The 14,246-nt window shown below is 59.6% G+C and carries 13 protein-coding genes; 7 read left to right on the plus strand and 6 right to left on the minus strand.

The features are described from left to right. Position 1 precedes the first annotated feature (1 nt). The 5 genes from scpB (at position 2) to arfB (ending at position 6,958) form a co-directional block, all read left to right on the plus strand. Entirely contained in the window at positions 2–991 is a 990-nt protein-coding gene (gene scpB, locus AC3ITY_RS07485) for an SMC-Scp complex subunit ScpB (RefSeq protein ID WP_489308303.1), read from the plus strand. A gap of 287 nt (positions 992–1,278) precedes the next feature. Next, positions 1,279–2,508, plus strand: a complete 1,230-nt coding sequence (gene rluB, locus AC3ITY_RS07490) for a 23S rRNA pseudouridine(2605) synthase RluB (protein ID WP_489308304.1) — start codon at positions 1,279–1,281, stop codon at positions 2,506–2,508. 772 nt (positions 2,509–3,280) lie between these two features. Continuing rightward, complete coding sequence (locus AC3ITY_RS07495) at positions 3,281–4,702, plus strand: amino acid permease (protein WP_489308305.1); 1,422 nt, start codon at positions 3,281–3,283, stop codon at positions 4,700–4,702. A gap of 114 nt (positions 4,703–4,816) precedes the next feature. Further along, entirely contained in the window at positions 4,817–6,241 is a 1,425-nt protein-coding gene (locus AC3ITY_RS07500) for an IS1182 family transposase (RefSeq protein ID WP_489306598.1), read from the plus strand. A 303-nt stretch (positions 6,242–6,544) separates the two neighbouring features. Beyond that, positions 6,545–6,958: an alternative ribosome rescue aminoacyl-tRNA hydrolase ArfB gene (arfB, locus tag AC3ITY_RS07505; RefSeq protein WP_489308306.1), complete on the plus strand. Its 414-nt coding sequence runs from the start codon at positions 6,545–6,547 to the stop codon at positions 6,956–6,958. Here arfB and AC3ITY_RS07510 read toward each other — a convergent pair. The 6 genes from AC3ITY_RS07510 to phhA all read right to left on the minus strand — a co-directional run bounded on the left by AC3ITY_RS07510 (position 6,955) and on the right by phhA (position 11,329). Beyond that, positions 6,955–8,154 (minus strand): MFS transporter, encoded by a 1,200-nt coding sequence (locus AC3ITY_RS07510; RefSeq protein WP_489308307.1) that lies wholly within the window; start codon positions 8,152–8,154, stop codon positions 6,955–6,957. The genes arfB and AC3ITY_RS07510 overlap by 4 nt on opposite strands. 99 nt (positions 8,155–8,253) lie before the next feature. Continuing rightward, positions 8,254–8,439, minus strand: a complete 186-nt coding sequence (locus AC3ITY_RS07515) for a hypothetical protein (protein WP_150724427.1) — start codon at positions 8,437–8,439, stop codon at positions 8,254–8,256. 72 nt (positions 8,440–8,511) lie between these two features. Next, positions 8,512–8,643 carry a hypothetical protein gene (locus AC3ITY_RS07520; RefSeq protein WP_263289743.1) on the minus strand — a complete coding sequence of 44 codons (132 nt, stop codon included), beginning with the start codon at positions 8,641–8,643 and terminating at the stop codon, positions 8,512–8,514. A 240-nt stretch (positions 8,644–8,883) separates the two neighbouring features. Next, positions 8,884–10,077 (minus strand): amino acid aminotransferase, encoded by a 1,194-nt coding sequence (locus AC3ITY_RS07525; protein WP_489308308.1) that lies wholly within the window; start codon positions 10,075–10,077, stop codon positions 8,884–8,886. Then, on the minus strand, positions 10,077–10,433 hold the full coding sequence (locus tag AC3ITY_RS07530; protein ID WP_046037728.1) for a 4a-hydroxytetrahydrobiopterin dehydratase: 357 nt from the start codon (positions 10,431–10,433) through the stop codon (positions 10,077–10,079). The genes AC3ITY_RS07525 and AC3ITY_RS07530 overlap by 1 nt, the downstream gene beginning before the upstream one ends. Positions 10,434–10,537: 104 nt before the next feature. Next, positions 10,538–11,329: a phenylalanine 4-monooxygenase gene (phhA, locus tag AC3ITY_RS07535; RefSeq protein WP_104449926.1), complete on the minus strand. Its 792-nt coding sequence runs from the start codon at positions 11,327–11,329 to the stop codon at positions 10,538–10,540. A 280-nt stretch (positions 11,330–11,609) separates the two neighbouring features. Here phhA and AC3ITY_RS07540 point away from each other — a divergent pair, with 280 nt between their 5' ends. Both AC3ITY_RS07540 and AC3ITY_RS07545 read left to right on the plus strand, forming a co-directional pair. After that, positions 11,610–13,172, plus strand: coding sequence for a sigma-54-dependent transcriptional regulator (locus AC3ITY_RS07540; RefSeq protein ID WP_489308309.1), 1,563 nt, complete (start codon positions 11,610–11,612; stop codon positions 13,170–13,172). A gap of 333 nt (positions 13,173–13,505) precedes the next feature. After that, positions 13,506–14,246: a flagellar basal body rod protein FlgF gene (locus AC3ITY_RS07545; protein ID WP_353742317.1), complete on the plus strand. Its 741-nt coding sequence runs from the start codon at positions 13,506–13,508 to the stop codon at positions 14,244–14,246.

Genomic DNA, 14,246 nt, shown 5'->3' on the forward strand with positions numbered 1-14,246 from the left:
CATGAACCTGACTGAACCCCGTGATCTGGCACCCTTGCTTGAAGCCTTTCTGTTGGCCTCGGGAAAACCGCAATCTCTGGAAAGCCTGTTCGAACTCTTCGAGGAAGGCGAGCGCCCGGAACCGCCGGTCTTCAAGAAGGCCCTGACGATTCTCGCGAAGTCCTGCGATGGCCGTGCGTTTGAATTGAAGGAAGTGGCCTCGGGTTATCGCCTGCAAATTCGCGAGAAATTTGCGCCGTGGGTTGGGCGTCTGTGGGAAGAGCGTCCACAGCGTTACTCCCGGGCCATGCTGGAAACCATGGCGCTGATTGCCTATCGCCAGCCGATCACCCGCGGTGAAATCGAAGACGTGCGGGGCGTGGCGGTCAACAGCAACATCGTCAAGACGCTGATGGAGCGCGAGTGGATCCGCATCGTCGGCTACCGTGACGTGCCCGGCAAACCGGCGATGTTCGCCACCACCAAGGCGTTCCTCGACCACTTCAACCTGAAAAACCTCGACGACCTGCCGCCGCTGGCGCAACTGCGCGAGCTGGAACCGGATCCGGTGCTCGACTTCGACGACGCCCCCGTACCCGCCGGGCTGCAAGAGTTGGCCGATGCCAGTGCCGAGCCGGAAGAGCCGAAGGAAGAGACCAGTTTCCACACGCTGTTGCTGGAACTGGACAGCATGGAGGAGGGGCTCAAGACCGATTTCGACGACTTGCTGCGTGATGGTGCGTCGCCTGAGTTCGATTCGGAACAGTCGGTTATCGAGCCAGAAGTTGAAGCGGCACAGCCCGAGCCTGAACCGGAAGGCGAGCCTGAGCCGGAAATTGAACCGGAGCAGGACGACGACATCCTCGGCGTTGCTGAAGCCCGGGAAAAACTTCTGGCCGCCGTTGCCGCCCTCGAACAGCCGAAACCCGAGCCGAAACTGTCGGACGAAGAGGCTGAAGCCCAGGCCTTGGCCGAAGCCATCGAAGCGGAACGCCGCGAACTTGAAGATTGACACGTACCCTGTGGGAGCGAGCTTGCTCCGGGCGGCGATCCGACGATGACGGCAGTACATTCAACATCAATGTGACTGAAAAACCGCTATCGCGAGCAAGCTCGCTCCCACAGGGTTTTGTGTTCGCAAGCAAGTTGCGTGTCACCGGTCGGCGGAAAAACAAATAACCTTGCCTTGATCAGCTAGTCTCTGATGCGCAAACGCCCTCATGCGCGTATGATTCGCGACCCTTCGGCGATCCCTTCGCCCAAGTACCCAGTTTTCAGACCACACCGGGAGGTGCCCAGATGAGTATCAAAGACCAGCAAGACGACCAGCCAATCGGCCCAGCAGGCGAAAAACTGCAGAAAGTCCTCGCCCGTATCGGCGTCGGCTCGCGCCGTGACGTGGAAGCCTGGATCAGCCACGGCCGCATCAAGGTCAACGGCAAAGACGCCACCCTTGGCCAGCGCGTAGACATGCACGACGCCATCACCATCGATGGCAAGGTGATCAAGCGTGAAGAGGCCGCCGAATCGGTGCGCCGCGTGATCATGTACAACAAGCCGGACGGCGAGATCTGCACCCGTGTCGACCCTGAAGGTCGCCCAACGGTGTTCGACAAGATGCCGCGCCCTAAAGAAGGTCGCTGGATCAACATCGGTCGCCTGGACATCAACACCACCGGTCTGCTGATGTTCACCACCGACGGTGAGCTGGCCAACCGCCTGATGCACCCTTCCTACGAAATGGACCGTGAATACGCGGTGCGTGTGCGTGGCGAAGTCGATGACGAGATGATTGAGCGTCTGAAGGCTGGCGTTGTCCTTGAAGATGGCCCGGCCAAGTTCACCGACATCAAGCAAGCGCCAGGTGGCGAAGGTTTTAACCACTGGTACCACTGCGTGGTGATGGAAGGTCGTAACCGCGAAGTACGTCGTCTGTGGGAATCCCAGGGTCTGGTGGTCAGCCGCCTGAAGCGCGTGCGTTTCGGTCCGGTGTTCCTCAATTCCGACCTGCCGATGGGTCGCTGGCGCGAAATGAGCCAGTACGAAGTTGACATTCTGAGTGCCGAGGTCGGCCTGACGCCGGTCGCGATGCCGCAGATGAACGCCAAGAGCAAAGACAAGCTTGACCGGATGCAGCGCAAGTCGTCGCGTCCGATGGCCAAGACCGAGCGCGTGCGTACCCTGCGTCCAGCCACTGGCGCAGCCGCCGCACCTGCCGCACCTCGTGCCAGCCGCGAGCCGCAGATCGAAGGCGAGCGTCCAGGGCGCAAGCCTGCTGCCCGTCAGGACGGCGAGCGCAGCGAGCGCGGTCCGCGCACACCTCGTCCGGCCAACGGCCGTACTGAGCGTGGCGAAGGTCGTGGTACGCCGGTAGCCGATCGCCCGGCCGACACCAAGCGCCCGGCCAAGCCTGCGCCGAAGCGTCCGGGGATCAAACTGGTCGACGGCGACACGCCATCGGGCAAGCGCCGCGGCGCACCGGCCGGTTCCGGCCAGCGTCCGGGCTTTGGGCGTCGCAAGCCGGAATAACCGGCTGAGCGCTTCATAAAAAACGCCAACCTTCGGGTTGGCGTTTTTTTTGGTCTGGCTTTAATTCTATGTTGTTTTCGAGGCCGCGAAGGCGCCAGTCGCTACGCCGGGGTGTCCGAAGTGGAAAGCCAGAATTACGCCTCGTAAAGAAAACCTGACGAAATCCGCAGATTAACCCCGTGAAATCGCCTTTTCTTGAGTGTCGTAAGAAAACTCTTACGCATCATTACCTTTCTGCCCACTTCCAGCCCTCTAGCCCGCTTGTTTCGACGCCCCATGCAGGGTGTTATGCGCGCCATGCCTGTCGTGCAGGTGCATAACAAAAAGGAGGCGCAATGAACGCCGTATTCCATCTCCATCTCTCTGCGAGAGGCGGTTTTCCTGCCTTTCCCGTCGATGATCCGCAAGGGTCTGACCCATTTTTTGCAGCCGCCCGAGCCTCTCGGGGCGGACACAGGCAATCCCGGCCATAGACACGCTTGTCCAGCGAGTCTGGCAGCAGGGGGTTACGGGTGTACAATGCGCCGCGTTTTACCTGTGACCTCCTGCGCATCTGCGCAAACCTCAAGGCTATCCGCCTTGTTCACTCCGTCGCGTCACGAGCGTGTCGGGTTCGATTTCGTCACAGATAAAAACAAACAGGTGACGCATGACCGTTGTAATTACGCTGAACTCCTGGTGCCTGCGCTGGGGTTTGATCGGTGCCGCTTAACGCCTTTCTTGAGCAGCAACGTCTACTGAACATCATCAAACCTTGCGTGAGACCCTTTTCATGAGTGGACAAAACCCGCAATCAGGCGAGCTGAAACGCGGCCTGAAAAATCGCCACATTCAACTGATCGCCCTCGGTGGCGCGATCGGTACCGGCTTGTTCCTCGGTTCGGCCGGGGTACTGAAATCCGCCGGCCCGTCAATGATCCTCGGCTACGCCATCTGCGGCTTCATCGCCTTCATGATCATGCGCCAACTGGGCGAAATGATTGTCGAAGATCCGGTGGCCGGCTCCTTCAGCCATTTTGCGCACAAGTACTGGGGCGGCTTTGCCGGCTTCCTGTCGGGCTGGAACTGCTGGATTCTGTACATTCTGGTGGGCATGTCGGAGCTGACCGCAGTCGGCAAATACATCCACTACTGGGCGCCGGACATCCCGACCTGGGTCTCCGCAGCTGCCTTCTTCGTGCTGATCAACGCCATCAACCTGGCCAACGTCAAAGTGTTCGGCGAGGCCGAGTTCTGGTTCGCGATCATCAAGGTCGTGGCGATCGTCGGCATGATTGCTCTGGGTAGCTACCTGCTGGTCAGCGGCAATGGCGGCCCGCAAGCAGCGGTCAGCAACCTGTGGTCCCACGGTGGCTTCTTCCCGAACGGCGTCAGCGGCCTGGTGATGGCCATGGCTTTCATCATGTTTTCCTTCGGTGGTCTGGAAATGCTCGGTTTCACCGCTGCCGAAGCCGACAAGCCGAAAACCGTGATCCCGAAAGCCATCAACCAGGTGATCTACCGGATCCTGATTTTCTACATCGGCGCCCTGGTCATCCTGCTGTCGTTGACCCCATGGGACAGCTTGCTGACCACCCTGAACGCCTCCGGTGATTCCTACAGCGGCAGCCCGTTCGTGCAAGTGTTCTCGATGCTGGGCAGCAACACCGCCGCGCACATCCTCAACTTCGTGGTCCTGACCGCGGCGTTGTCGGTGTACAACAGCGGCACCTACTGCAACAGCCGCATGCTGCTGGGCATGGCCGAGCAGGGTGACGCGCCGAAGGGTCTGGCGAAAATCGACAAGCGCGGCGTGCCAGTGCGTTCGATCCTGGCCTCGGCCGCCGTGACCCTGATCGCGGTGTTGCTGAACTACCTGATCCCGCAGAACGCGCTGGAACTGTTGATGTCGCTGGTGGTGGCCACCCTGGTGATCAACTGGGCGATGATCAGCTACTCGCACTTCAAGTTCCGCCAGCACATGAACAAGACCAAGCAGACGCCGCTGTTCAAGGCCCTGTGGTACCCGTACGGCAACTACATCTGCCTGGCGTTCGTGGTGTTCGTCCTTGGTGTGATGCTGTTGATTCCGGGGATTCAGACATCGGTGTATGCGATTCCGGTGTGGCTGGTGTTCATGTGGGTCTGCTACGGCATCAAGAACAAGCGCAGTGCGCAACATGCACTGCAGGTTGCGGGCTCTTCGGTGAAGTAAACGCAGAGCGCAGTCACAAAAAACCCGGCCATGTCAGACTGTGTGAAAACCTGGCAATCTGCCTAGCGTTCAAAGAAAATGCTCCGCGTCGAAAGATACGGAGCATTTTTCGTTATGGCCTACATCCAAGGACAGTCCCGCAGTCAGACCAGTCTGTTTCCGGTCTCGCTGGAAGAGTTGATCCCCGAGGATCACCTCGTTCGAGTCATTGACCTGTACGTCACCAAACTGGATCTGGTGCAACTGGGCTTTGATAAGGCGCTGCCCAAAAGCACAGGGCGCCCCTCTTATGATCCTGCCGATCAGCTAAAACTCTACCTCTACGGTTATTTCCAGCGGATTCGTTCATCACGGCGTCTTGAAGCCGAGTGCCAGCGCAACATCGAAGTGATGTGGCTGATCAACCGCCTCAAGCCCGACTTCAAGACCATCGCCGACTTCCGTAAAGACAACAAACCCGCTTTTATCGCGACGTGCCGGGCCTTCGTCCGGTTTTGCCGCACGGTGGGTTTGATCGCGGGTGATTTGGTGGCGATTGATGGCAGCAAGTTCCAGGCGGTTGCTTCCTCGCGGCGCCATACGAGTTTGCAACGGCTCAAACACCAGGAGCAGAAGCTGGAGAAACGCATTGCCCAGTACCTGGCCGATCTGGATGAAGCGGATAAAACCGAAGCCGACGAGAAGGTTGACCGTAGCGCGATCAAGACGGCTTTAGCGCAACTTGAAATTAGGCATTCCAAAAACCTGACGTGCCAAGCGCTGATGAAATCAATGGCGCTCGAGCAATTCAATACCCACGAAAGCGATGCGCGAATGATGCGCACGCATAAAGGGCCGCGGGTCGGGTACAACGTGCAGACAGCCGTGGATGCCGAGCATTGCCTGATTCTGCATCATGAAGTGACTCAGGACAGCGATGATCGCAAGCAGCTTGAACCGATGGCCAAGGCCGCCAAAGAGCAATTGCAGCAAGATGAACTGACTGTCACTGCTGATATGGGCTATTCAAATGGCAAGCAGTTCCAGGCTTGTGAGGATGAAAACATAACGGCTTATGTACCGCCGGCTCGGTCGAACAACTCCTGCGGCAAGGAACAGGCGTTCTTCGACCGAACGATATTTACCTACGATGCGTCGCAGGATCGCTATCAATGTCCCACCGGTAAATGGCTGACTTTTAAACAGATCAGCAATAAGGGGCGTATCTACCAGGCGGCGGTCAGTGACTGCCTAAGCTGTCCGTTAAGAGCGCAATGCACCGACGCCCAACGCCGATACATTTCACGCCACGTGCACGAAGAGGCTTTCGAGCGAATGGAACGGCGAATGCAAGCACACCCCGAAATGATGGTCAGCCGAAGATCCATCGTGGAGCATCCCTTCGGAAACCTAAAGCAGTGGTTGTTTGGCAACGCTCGCTTCCTGCTGCGACAACTAGAAGGCACGAGAGCCGAGATGGCCTTGGCGGTGAACGCCTACAACCTGAAAAGAGCGATCAACGTGCTCGGCGCACGTCAGCTGATGGCGTTGATGGGCTGAAACGCCTTTTTCGTCTGCTGTCCGTACAAAAGCAAACGCCCCGAACATGTCGGGGCGTTTGCCAGAACCACCATCAGTGCGTTTTCACACAGCCTGATGTGCCGGGTTTTTTGTGGATATCGAATTCATGGCATGACACTAAACCCTGTGGGAGCGAGCTTGCTCGCGATGAGGCCGTGTCAGTCAACATCATCGCTGCCTGACACACCGCTATCGCGAGCAAGCTCGCTCCCACAAGGGATTTGTGGCGTGCTGAAGATCTGATCGCGGTATCCTGCACGTTCTGAATACGGACGCTTTTCCATGCTGGTGATTTCCAACAACGTGCAGCTGCCGGATGCCGAGATCGAATTGACGGCCATTCGCGCCCAGGGCGCCGGTGGGCAGAACGTCAACAAGGTCTCCAGTGCCGTGCACCTGCGCTTCGACATTCCGGCGTCGTCCTTGCCCGAGTTCTACAAGGAACGGCTGCTGGCGCTGCGCGACAGCCGAATCACCGCCGACGGTGTGTTGATCATCAAGGCCCAGCAGTACCGCACGCAGGAGCAGAACCGCGCCGATGCGCTGTTGCGGCTGACCGAGTTGATCCTTAGTGCCACCAAGGTCGAGAAAAAGCGCCGTCCGACCAAGCCGACCCTTGGCTCGAAGACCCGTCGCCTCGAGTCCAAGAGCAAGCGTGGCAACATCAAGGCTGGGCGCGGCAAGGTCGATTTCTAACGGACATCCCGCGTTTCTCGTTGCTTTGGCGCCTGCCGATACAAGTAAAGGCTCAGTATCAATCCGCTCAAGGCGGCGAAGGCAGCGAACAGGAAGATCGAAGCGAAACCGAACCCGGCTGCAATCGCCCCGGCCAGCGGCCCGGTGATCCCCAGCGACAAGTCGATGAACAACGAGTAGGCGCCGACGGCTGCGCCACGGCTGGAGGCTGGGACCAGGTTGACCGCCTCCACGCCCAGTGCCGGAAACACCAGCGAAAAGCCGAAGCCGCTCAGCGCCGCACCCGCCAGTGCCCAATGGGCATCCGGTGCCAGCCACAGCAACAGCAATCCCAGGGTTTCCACCGACAGGCAGGCAATGGCCACGCGAAAGCCGCCGAGGCGGTTGATCAGGTTGCCGAACAGCAAGCGCGCACCGATGAAACTGGCACCGAACAGGCTCAGGCACAGCACCGCGTTGTCCCAGTGTTGCGTGGCGTAATACAGGGTGATGAAGGTGGCGATGGTGCCAAAACCGATGGAGCCCAGGGCCAGGCCACAGCCGTGGGGGAAGACCCGCCCGAGTACATGCATGAACGGCAGACGCTCACCGGCAACGATCGGCGCGGCGGTTTTCGGCCAGGCCAGCAGCAAGCCGAGGATCGCCAGCAACACAATACTCACCCCCATGCTCCACAAGCCCAGTTGATGGACGAGCAACACGCCCAAGGGCGCGCCGACCGCCAGCGCGCCGTAGCTGGCGATACCGTTCCACGAGATGACTTTGGCCGTGTTCGCCGCGCCGACCCGGCCGATGCCCCAGCCAATCGAGCCCGAGCCCACCAGGCTTTCCGCGCTACCGAGCACCAGCCGGCCGATCAACAGGCTGATCAGGCTCAAGGTCGGCAGGCTCTGGGTCCAGGCCGAGATCAGCATGAACACACCGCTCAAGCCGCAACCGGCCAGGCCATACATTACAGCCAGCTTGCTGCCCTTGTTGTCGATGATCTTCCCGGCATAGGGGCGGCTGAGCAGAGTGGCCAGGTATTGCACGCTGATCACCAGGCCCGCGATCACCGCGCCGAAGCCCAGGTCGCTGTGGACGTAACCGGGCAATACGGCCAGGGGGATGCCGATGTTCAGGTAGCCGATGAAGGTGAAAAGGACGATGGAAACAACTTGCAGCGTGACCGCCAGGGGGCGCTGGTTTTCAGGCATGGGTAAAGGTCCACGGTAAAGCGGGATAGATAGGCTGCTTATGATAGCGGTGTGGACGGTCACAGGTTGTGAAAAAGTAAAACTATTTGCCGGGCGGCGTCATTCAGGTTTGGCGGGAGCAACCAGCTGCGTGGTGACCAGGGCGGCCAGCGCATTTTCCTGGGTGCCGAAGCGGGCGAGCAAGGCGGCTTGTTTCTCGGGGGAGAGGCGATTCCAGATCCCGATCATTTTCTCGGCGGTGCCGATCAGGACGCTGGCCTGCGCTTCGCTGAATTCATCGGTCATGGGTAAAGGCTCTTTCAGGCAGTGTGGAAAGCGCATGTTAGCGCTTTCCACACGGTCTGTACGGCGGGTGTTTCAGTCTTCTCTGTCAGCCTGGCGGCTGCCAGTGGCTTCTTTCGGCTCGGGCTGTTGGGCTCCGGCTTGCTGCGTGGTCGTCTGCTCAGGTTCGTGCAGGCTTGGGAAGGGGAGATTAGGAATCTCGTGCATGGTTGCGCTCCTCGCTAAGTCTGTTGACAGATCTGGTAGATCCGCGCTTTTAAAAAGCCTGGGCAGGATACAGCACTGAAAATGACAAACGGACTTTTATATCCATTTGTTTCGACGGATGGGGTTGTCTAGACAGATCTATGTAGGAGCGAGCTTGCTCGCGATGGTGGGTCAGACAACATTGATGTCGACTGATACTCCATCGCGAGCAAGCTCGCTCCTACAGAGAGGGGGGCAGGGTTACTTGCAGACGCTGGCAATCGCCTCGGCCAGCAGATCCAAGCGTGTGGCATCAATCCCCGCCACGTTGGCCCGACCCGAACTGACCATATAAACGCTGTGATGATCCCGCAGGTTCTTCACTTGCGCAGGCGACAGGCCGGTGTAGGAGAACATCCCGCGTTGCACGCCAATGTGCGCAAAACGCTCGCGCAAACCGTGAGGCTCCAGCGCTTCCACCAGACCGCTGCGCAGTTGGGCGATACGCAGGCGCATGGCTTCCACTTCGTCAGCCCAGAGGTTTTTCAGCTCCGGGTCGCCGAGGATGGTCGCGACCACGGCCGCACCGTGATCTGGCGGCGTCGACCACAGGTTGCGAGCGATGTTGGCCAGCTGGCTGCGGATGTCGGTGAGCTTGTCGGCGGTTTTCGCGCAGACAATCAGCGCGCCGGTGCGGTCGCGGTACAGGCCGAAGTTCTTCGAGCAGGAACTGGTGATCAGCAGTTCCGGCAACTCGGCGGCGAACAGCCGGGTCGACCAGGCATCCTGTTCCAGTCCATCGCCGAATCCTTGATACGCGAAGTCGATCAGTGGCAGCAGTTCGCGCTTGCGTACTACCTCCAGCACCCGCTGCCAGTCATCCTGGGACAGGTCGAAACCGGTCGGGTTGTGGCAGCAGGCGTGCAGCAAGACCACGTCACCCTTGGGCGCTTCACTGAGCGCCGCCAGCATGCCGTCGACATCGAGACGGTTGTCACTGCCCACGTACGGGTAGTGGCTGACCTTGACCTTGGCTGTCGCAAAAATCGTTTCGTGGATCGGCCAGGTCGGGTTGCTCAACCATACGCCGCGCCCCGGCAGGCACTGGGCGATAAAGTCCGCGCTCAGGCGCAACGCCCCGGTGCCGCCCGGAGTCTGGGTGGCGCCGACGCGTTGTGCGCTGATCAGCTTCGAGTCGGCGCCCAGCACCAACTCATTGATCGCTTTGCCGAACGTCGGCTCGCCGTGACCACCGATGTAGGTCTTGGTGGACTGGTGATCCACCAGGCGCTGCTCGGCAAGCTTCACCGACTCGAGAATCGGCGTCAGGCCCTGGGCGTCTTTGTAGACGCCTACACCCAAATCGAACTTGCGCGGATTCGGATCCTGCGCGTAGGCCTCCATCAGGCCGAGGATCGGGTCGCCAGGTACTCGACCGATGGCGTCGAAATGCATTACTTGCGCCCCTCAGCGTCCTTGGCTACTTCGTCAGTGCGCGCGGCCATGATGAAGTCGTTGCGGTGCAGACCCTTGATCGAGTGGCTCCACCAGGTCACGGTGACTTTGCCCCACTCGGTCAGCAGGCCCGGGTGATGGCCTTCGGCCTCGGAGATTTCACCGACGGCGTTGGTGAACGCCAGGGCGTGCTTGAAGTTCTTGAACAGGAAGACCTTTTCCAGCTGCATGATGCTGTCACGTACTTCGATGTTCCAGTCCGGGATCTGCTTGATCAGGATCGGCAGTTCTTCGTCGCTGACTTGTGGGGCGTCGGCGCGGCAGGCTTCGCAATGGGCTTGAGTTAATGCGGTCATGATGTGTTCCTGAAATCGAATGTTGGGAAATCGGCCCTCAGTGCCACCACGCTAATCCAAAGCGATGGTTTCTGACAGGCTCACTTGATTCTAAAAGCGGCGGATCACGCGGCTTTTGGTTTTGGCGGAAATTTCGGTGTGTGCAGACCCATCTGCATCGCTTGCTTGACCATGCCCATGATGTCTTCGTGAGCGAGGTCGAACAGGCGCTTGAGATTTGGCAGCGCGAAGTACAGTGGCTGCAAGATGTCGATGCGGTAGGGCGTGCGCATGCATTCCAGCGGATCGAACGCCTGATGCTCAGGCTCGTCCGACAGGCAATACACGGTCTCTTTCGGAGAAGACAGGATGCCGCCGCCGTAGATGCGCTGGCCTTGCGGAGTGTCGACCAGGCCGAACTCGATGGTCATCCAGTACAGGCGCGCCAGGTACACGCGTTCTTCCTTGGACGCCTTGAGGCCGAGTTTGCCGTAGGTGTGGGTGAATTCGGCGAACCACGGGTTGGTCAGCAGCGGGCAGTGACCGAAGATCTCGTGGAAAATGTCCGGCTCTTGCAGGTAGTCCAGTTCTTCGCGGGTACGAATGAAGGTCGCCACCGGAAACTGCTTGCTGGCCAGCAATTCGAAAAAGGTCTGGAAGGGAATCAGTGCGGGAACCCGGGCAACCTGCCAGCCGGTGGTTTCACCGAGGACCTTGTTGATTTCGCCGAGTTGAGGAATGCGGTCGTGGGGCAGACCGAGTTTTTCGATACCGTCCAGGTACTCCTGGCACGCACGCCCTTCGATCACCTTCAGTTGACGAGTGATCAGCGTGTTCCACACCGCGTGTTCTTCGGCGGGGTAGTCGATAAAACCTTGCGCATCGGGCTCGCGAGCCACGTATTGCGTCTGCTTCATGCTGCTCTCCTGCTAGGGGATTTCGTTCTTGTTATGTACTGCTATGGACCTAGAAATACCCCAAGGATTGCACTGTTGCAGCAGGTGCTCGGCGTCAAGCGTAGGAAAATTACTCGATAATCGTAAAGTTTTCGTTACGAGTGGCTGCTTGTTGCGTACTGGCTGAGATTTTCGGGTTTGAAAAGCGCCTTTCCTGTCACATAATCTTGACGACTATCTGAGCGTCCACGCAGAAAAATCCCTGCCATTGGCCTCGTCCTTCACTGTTTGGGCCTTTTTTATGCGTATCAAAGTCCACTGCCAGAACCGCATCGGCATCCTGCGCGACATTCTCAACCTGTTGGTGGAGTACGGGATCAACGTGGCCCGCGGTGAAGTGGGGGGTGAGCATGGCAACGCCATCTACCTGCATTGCCCGAACCTGATCAACATTCAGTTCCAGGCCTTGCGTCCGAAATTCGAAGCGATTGCCGGAGTGTTTGGCGTCAAGCGTGTAGGGCTGATGCCCAGCGAGCGTCGGCACATGGAGCTCAATGCACTGCTCGGTGCGCTGGAATTTCCGGTGCTGTCGATCGACATGGGCGGTTCCATCGTCGCGGCCAACCGGGCAGCGGCGCAGTTGCTCGGGGTGCGGGTCGACGAGGTGCCGGGGATTCCCCTGTCGCGCTACGCCGAAGATTTCGATTTGCCGGAACTGGTGCGCGCCAACAAGTCGCGGATCAACGGGTTGCGAGTCAAGGTCAAGGGTGATGTGTTCCTGGCCGACATCGCGCCCTTGCAATCGGAGCATGACGATAGCGAGGCCATGGCCGGTGCGGTGCTGACGTTGCATCGCGCCGACCGGGTGGGCGAACGCATCTACAACGTGCGCAAGCAGGAATTGCGTGGCTTCGACAGCATCTTCCAAAGCTCGAAAGTCATGGCAGCGGTGGTGCGCGAAGCACGACGCATGGCGCCGCTGGATGCGCCGCTATTGATAGAAGGGGAAACCGGCACCGGCAAAGAGTTGCTGGCGCGGGCCTGCCATCTGGCCAGTCCTCGTGGGCAGTCGCCGTTGATGGCGCTCAATTGCGCGGGTCTTCCGGAGTCCATGGCTGAGACGGAATTGTTCGGTTACGGCCCGGGTGCCTTTGAGGGGGCGCGGGCCGAAGGCAAGCTCGGGCTGCTGGAGTTGACGGCGGGCGGCACGCTGTTTCTCGATGGCGTTGGCGAAATGAGCCCGCGCTTGCAAGTGAAATTGCTGCGCTTTTTACAGGACGGTTGCTTCCGTCGTGTGGGCAGTGATGAAGAGGTCTACCTCGACGTGCGAGTGATCTGCGCGACCCAGGTCGACCTGTCCGAGTTGTGCGCTCGCGGCGAGTTCCGCCAGGACCTCTATCACCGCTTGAATGTGTTGTCGCTGCACATCCCGCCGTTGCGCGAATGCCTCGACGGCTTGACGCCGCTGGTGGAGCACTTCCTCGATCAGGCCAGCCGGCAGATCGGTTGCTCGCTGCCCAAGCTCGCCCCGGCGGCCATGGAGCGGCTGAGTCATTACCATTGGCCGGGCAACGTGCGGCAACTGGAGAACGTACTGTTCCAGGCGGTTTCCCTGTGCGACGGCGGCACGGTCAAGGCTGAGCACATTCGCCTGCCGGATTATGGTGTGCGTCAGCCCCTTGGCGATTTTTCGCTGGAGGGAGGGTTGGACGAGATCGTCGGGCGTTTCGAGAAGGCGGTGCTGGAGCGGCTGTATTCCGAGCATCCGAGCAGTCGGCAACTGGGCAAGCGGCTCGGGGTTTCGCATACCACCATTGCCAACAAGTTGCGTGAATATGAGGTTGGCAAGGAGCCTGGCACCTGAGTCAGGCCCTTGTGGCGAGGGAGCTTGCTCCCGTTCGGGCGCGAAGCGGCCGCAATACTGTCATTGCGATTCACCTGGTACACCTGATGGGGTTGCTGCGCAACCCAGCGGGAGCAAGCTCCCTCGCCACAAAGGCAGAGGTCGGTCATTGCCACCCACCGGCATGACACCGCCGGTTTTTCGTCTCTGATACAAATCACAAATCCCCTCTGAGTCCCCCAAGTCCCCTGTTTGCCGGGCCTCGCGCCGCCAAAAACAAGTTGGTCTGCAAATTGCTTGTGGCTCAGCAGTACAGCAGTGGGCGGCAAACGTCCGGCAGGCAGAGGAAAGAGTGTGGACAAGTACCTTTATGTGGCAATGACCGGCGCCAGCCAGAATGCACTGGCGCAAAAGGCACATGCCAACAACCTCGCGAACATCTCCACCAACGGCTTCCAGAAAGACCTGGAGCAGGCCCGTTCGATGCCGGTGTTCGGTGACAGCTTTCCGGCGCGTGCGTTTGCCATGTCCGAACGCCCGGCCACGGATTTTTCCCCTGGCTCACTGGTGGAAACCGGTCGCGACCTCGACGTTGCCGTGCAAGGCAACGGCTGGATTGCCGTACAGACACCCGATGGCGGTGAAAGCTACGTGCGCACCGGCAGTCTGAACGTTGACGCCCTGGGCGTGCTGCGCGCCGGCAACGGCATGCCGGTCATGGGCAATGGCGGGCCGATTGCCGTGCCGCCTGAACAGCAGATCGAAGTCGGCGAGGACGGCACCATCAGCATCCGCGCGATGGGCGAAGGTCCCCGGGTGATGGCTGAAGTCGACCGCATCAAGCTGGTCAACCCGGACCTCAAGAACATGACCAAGGGCCTGGATGGTTCCATCCACACCAAGGACGGCGCGCCTGCGCAGGCCGATGCCGGCGTCAAACTGGTGTCCGGGTTCCTCGAGTCGAGCAACGTCAATGCCGTGGAAGAGATGACCTCGGTTCTGGCTTTGTCCAAGCAGTTCGAGCTGCACATCAAGATGATGAACACCGCCAAAGACGATGACCAGGCCATGGCTCGGGTCTTGCAGATCAGCTAA

Source organism: Pseudomonas sp. GL_091, assembly GCF_057837725.1.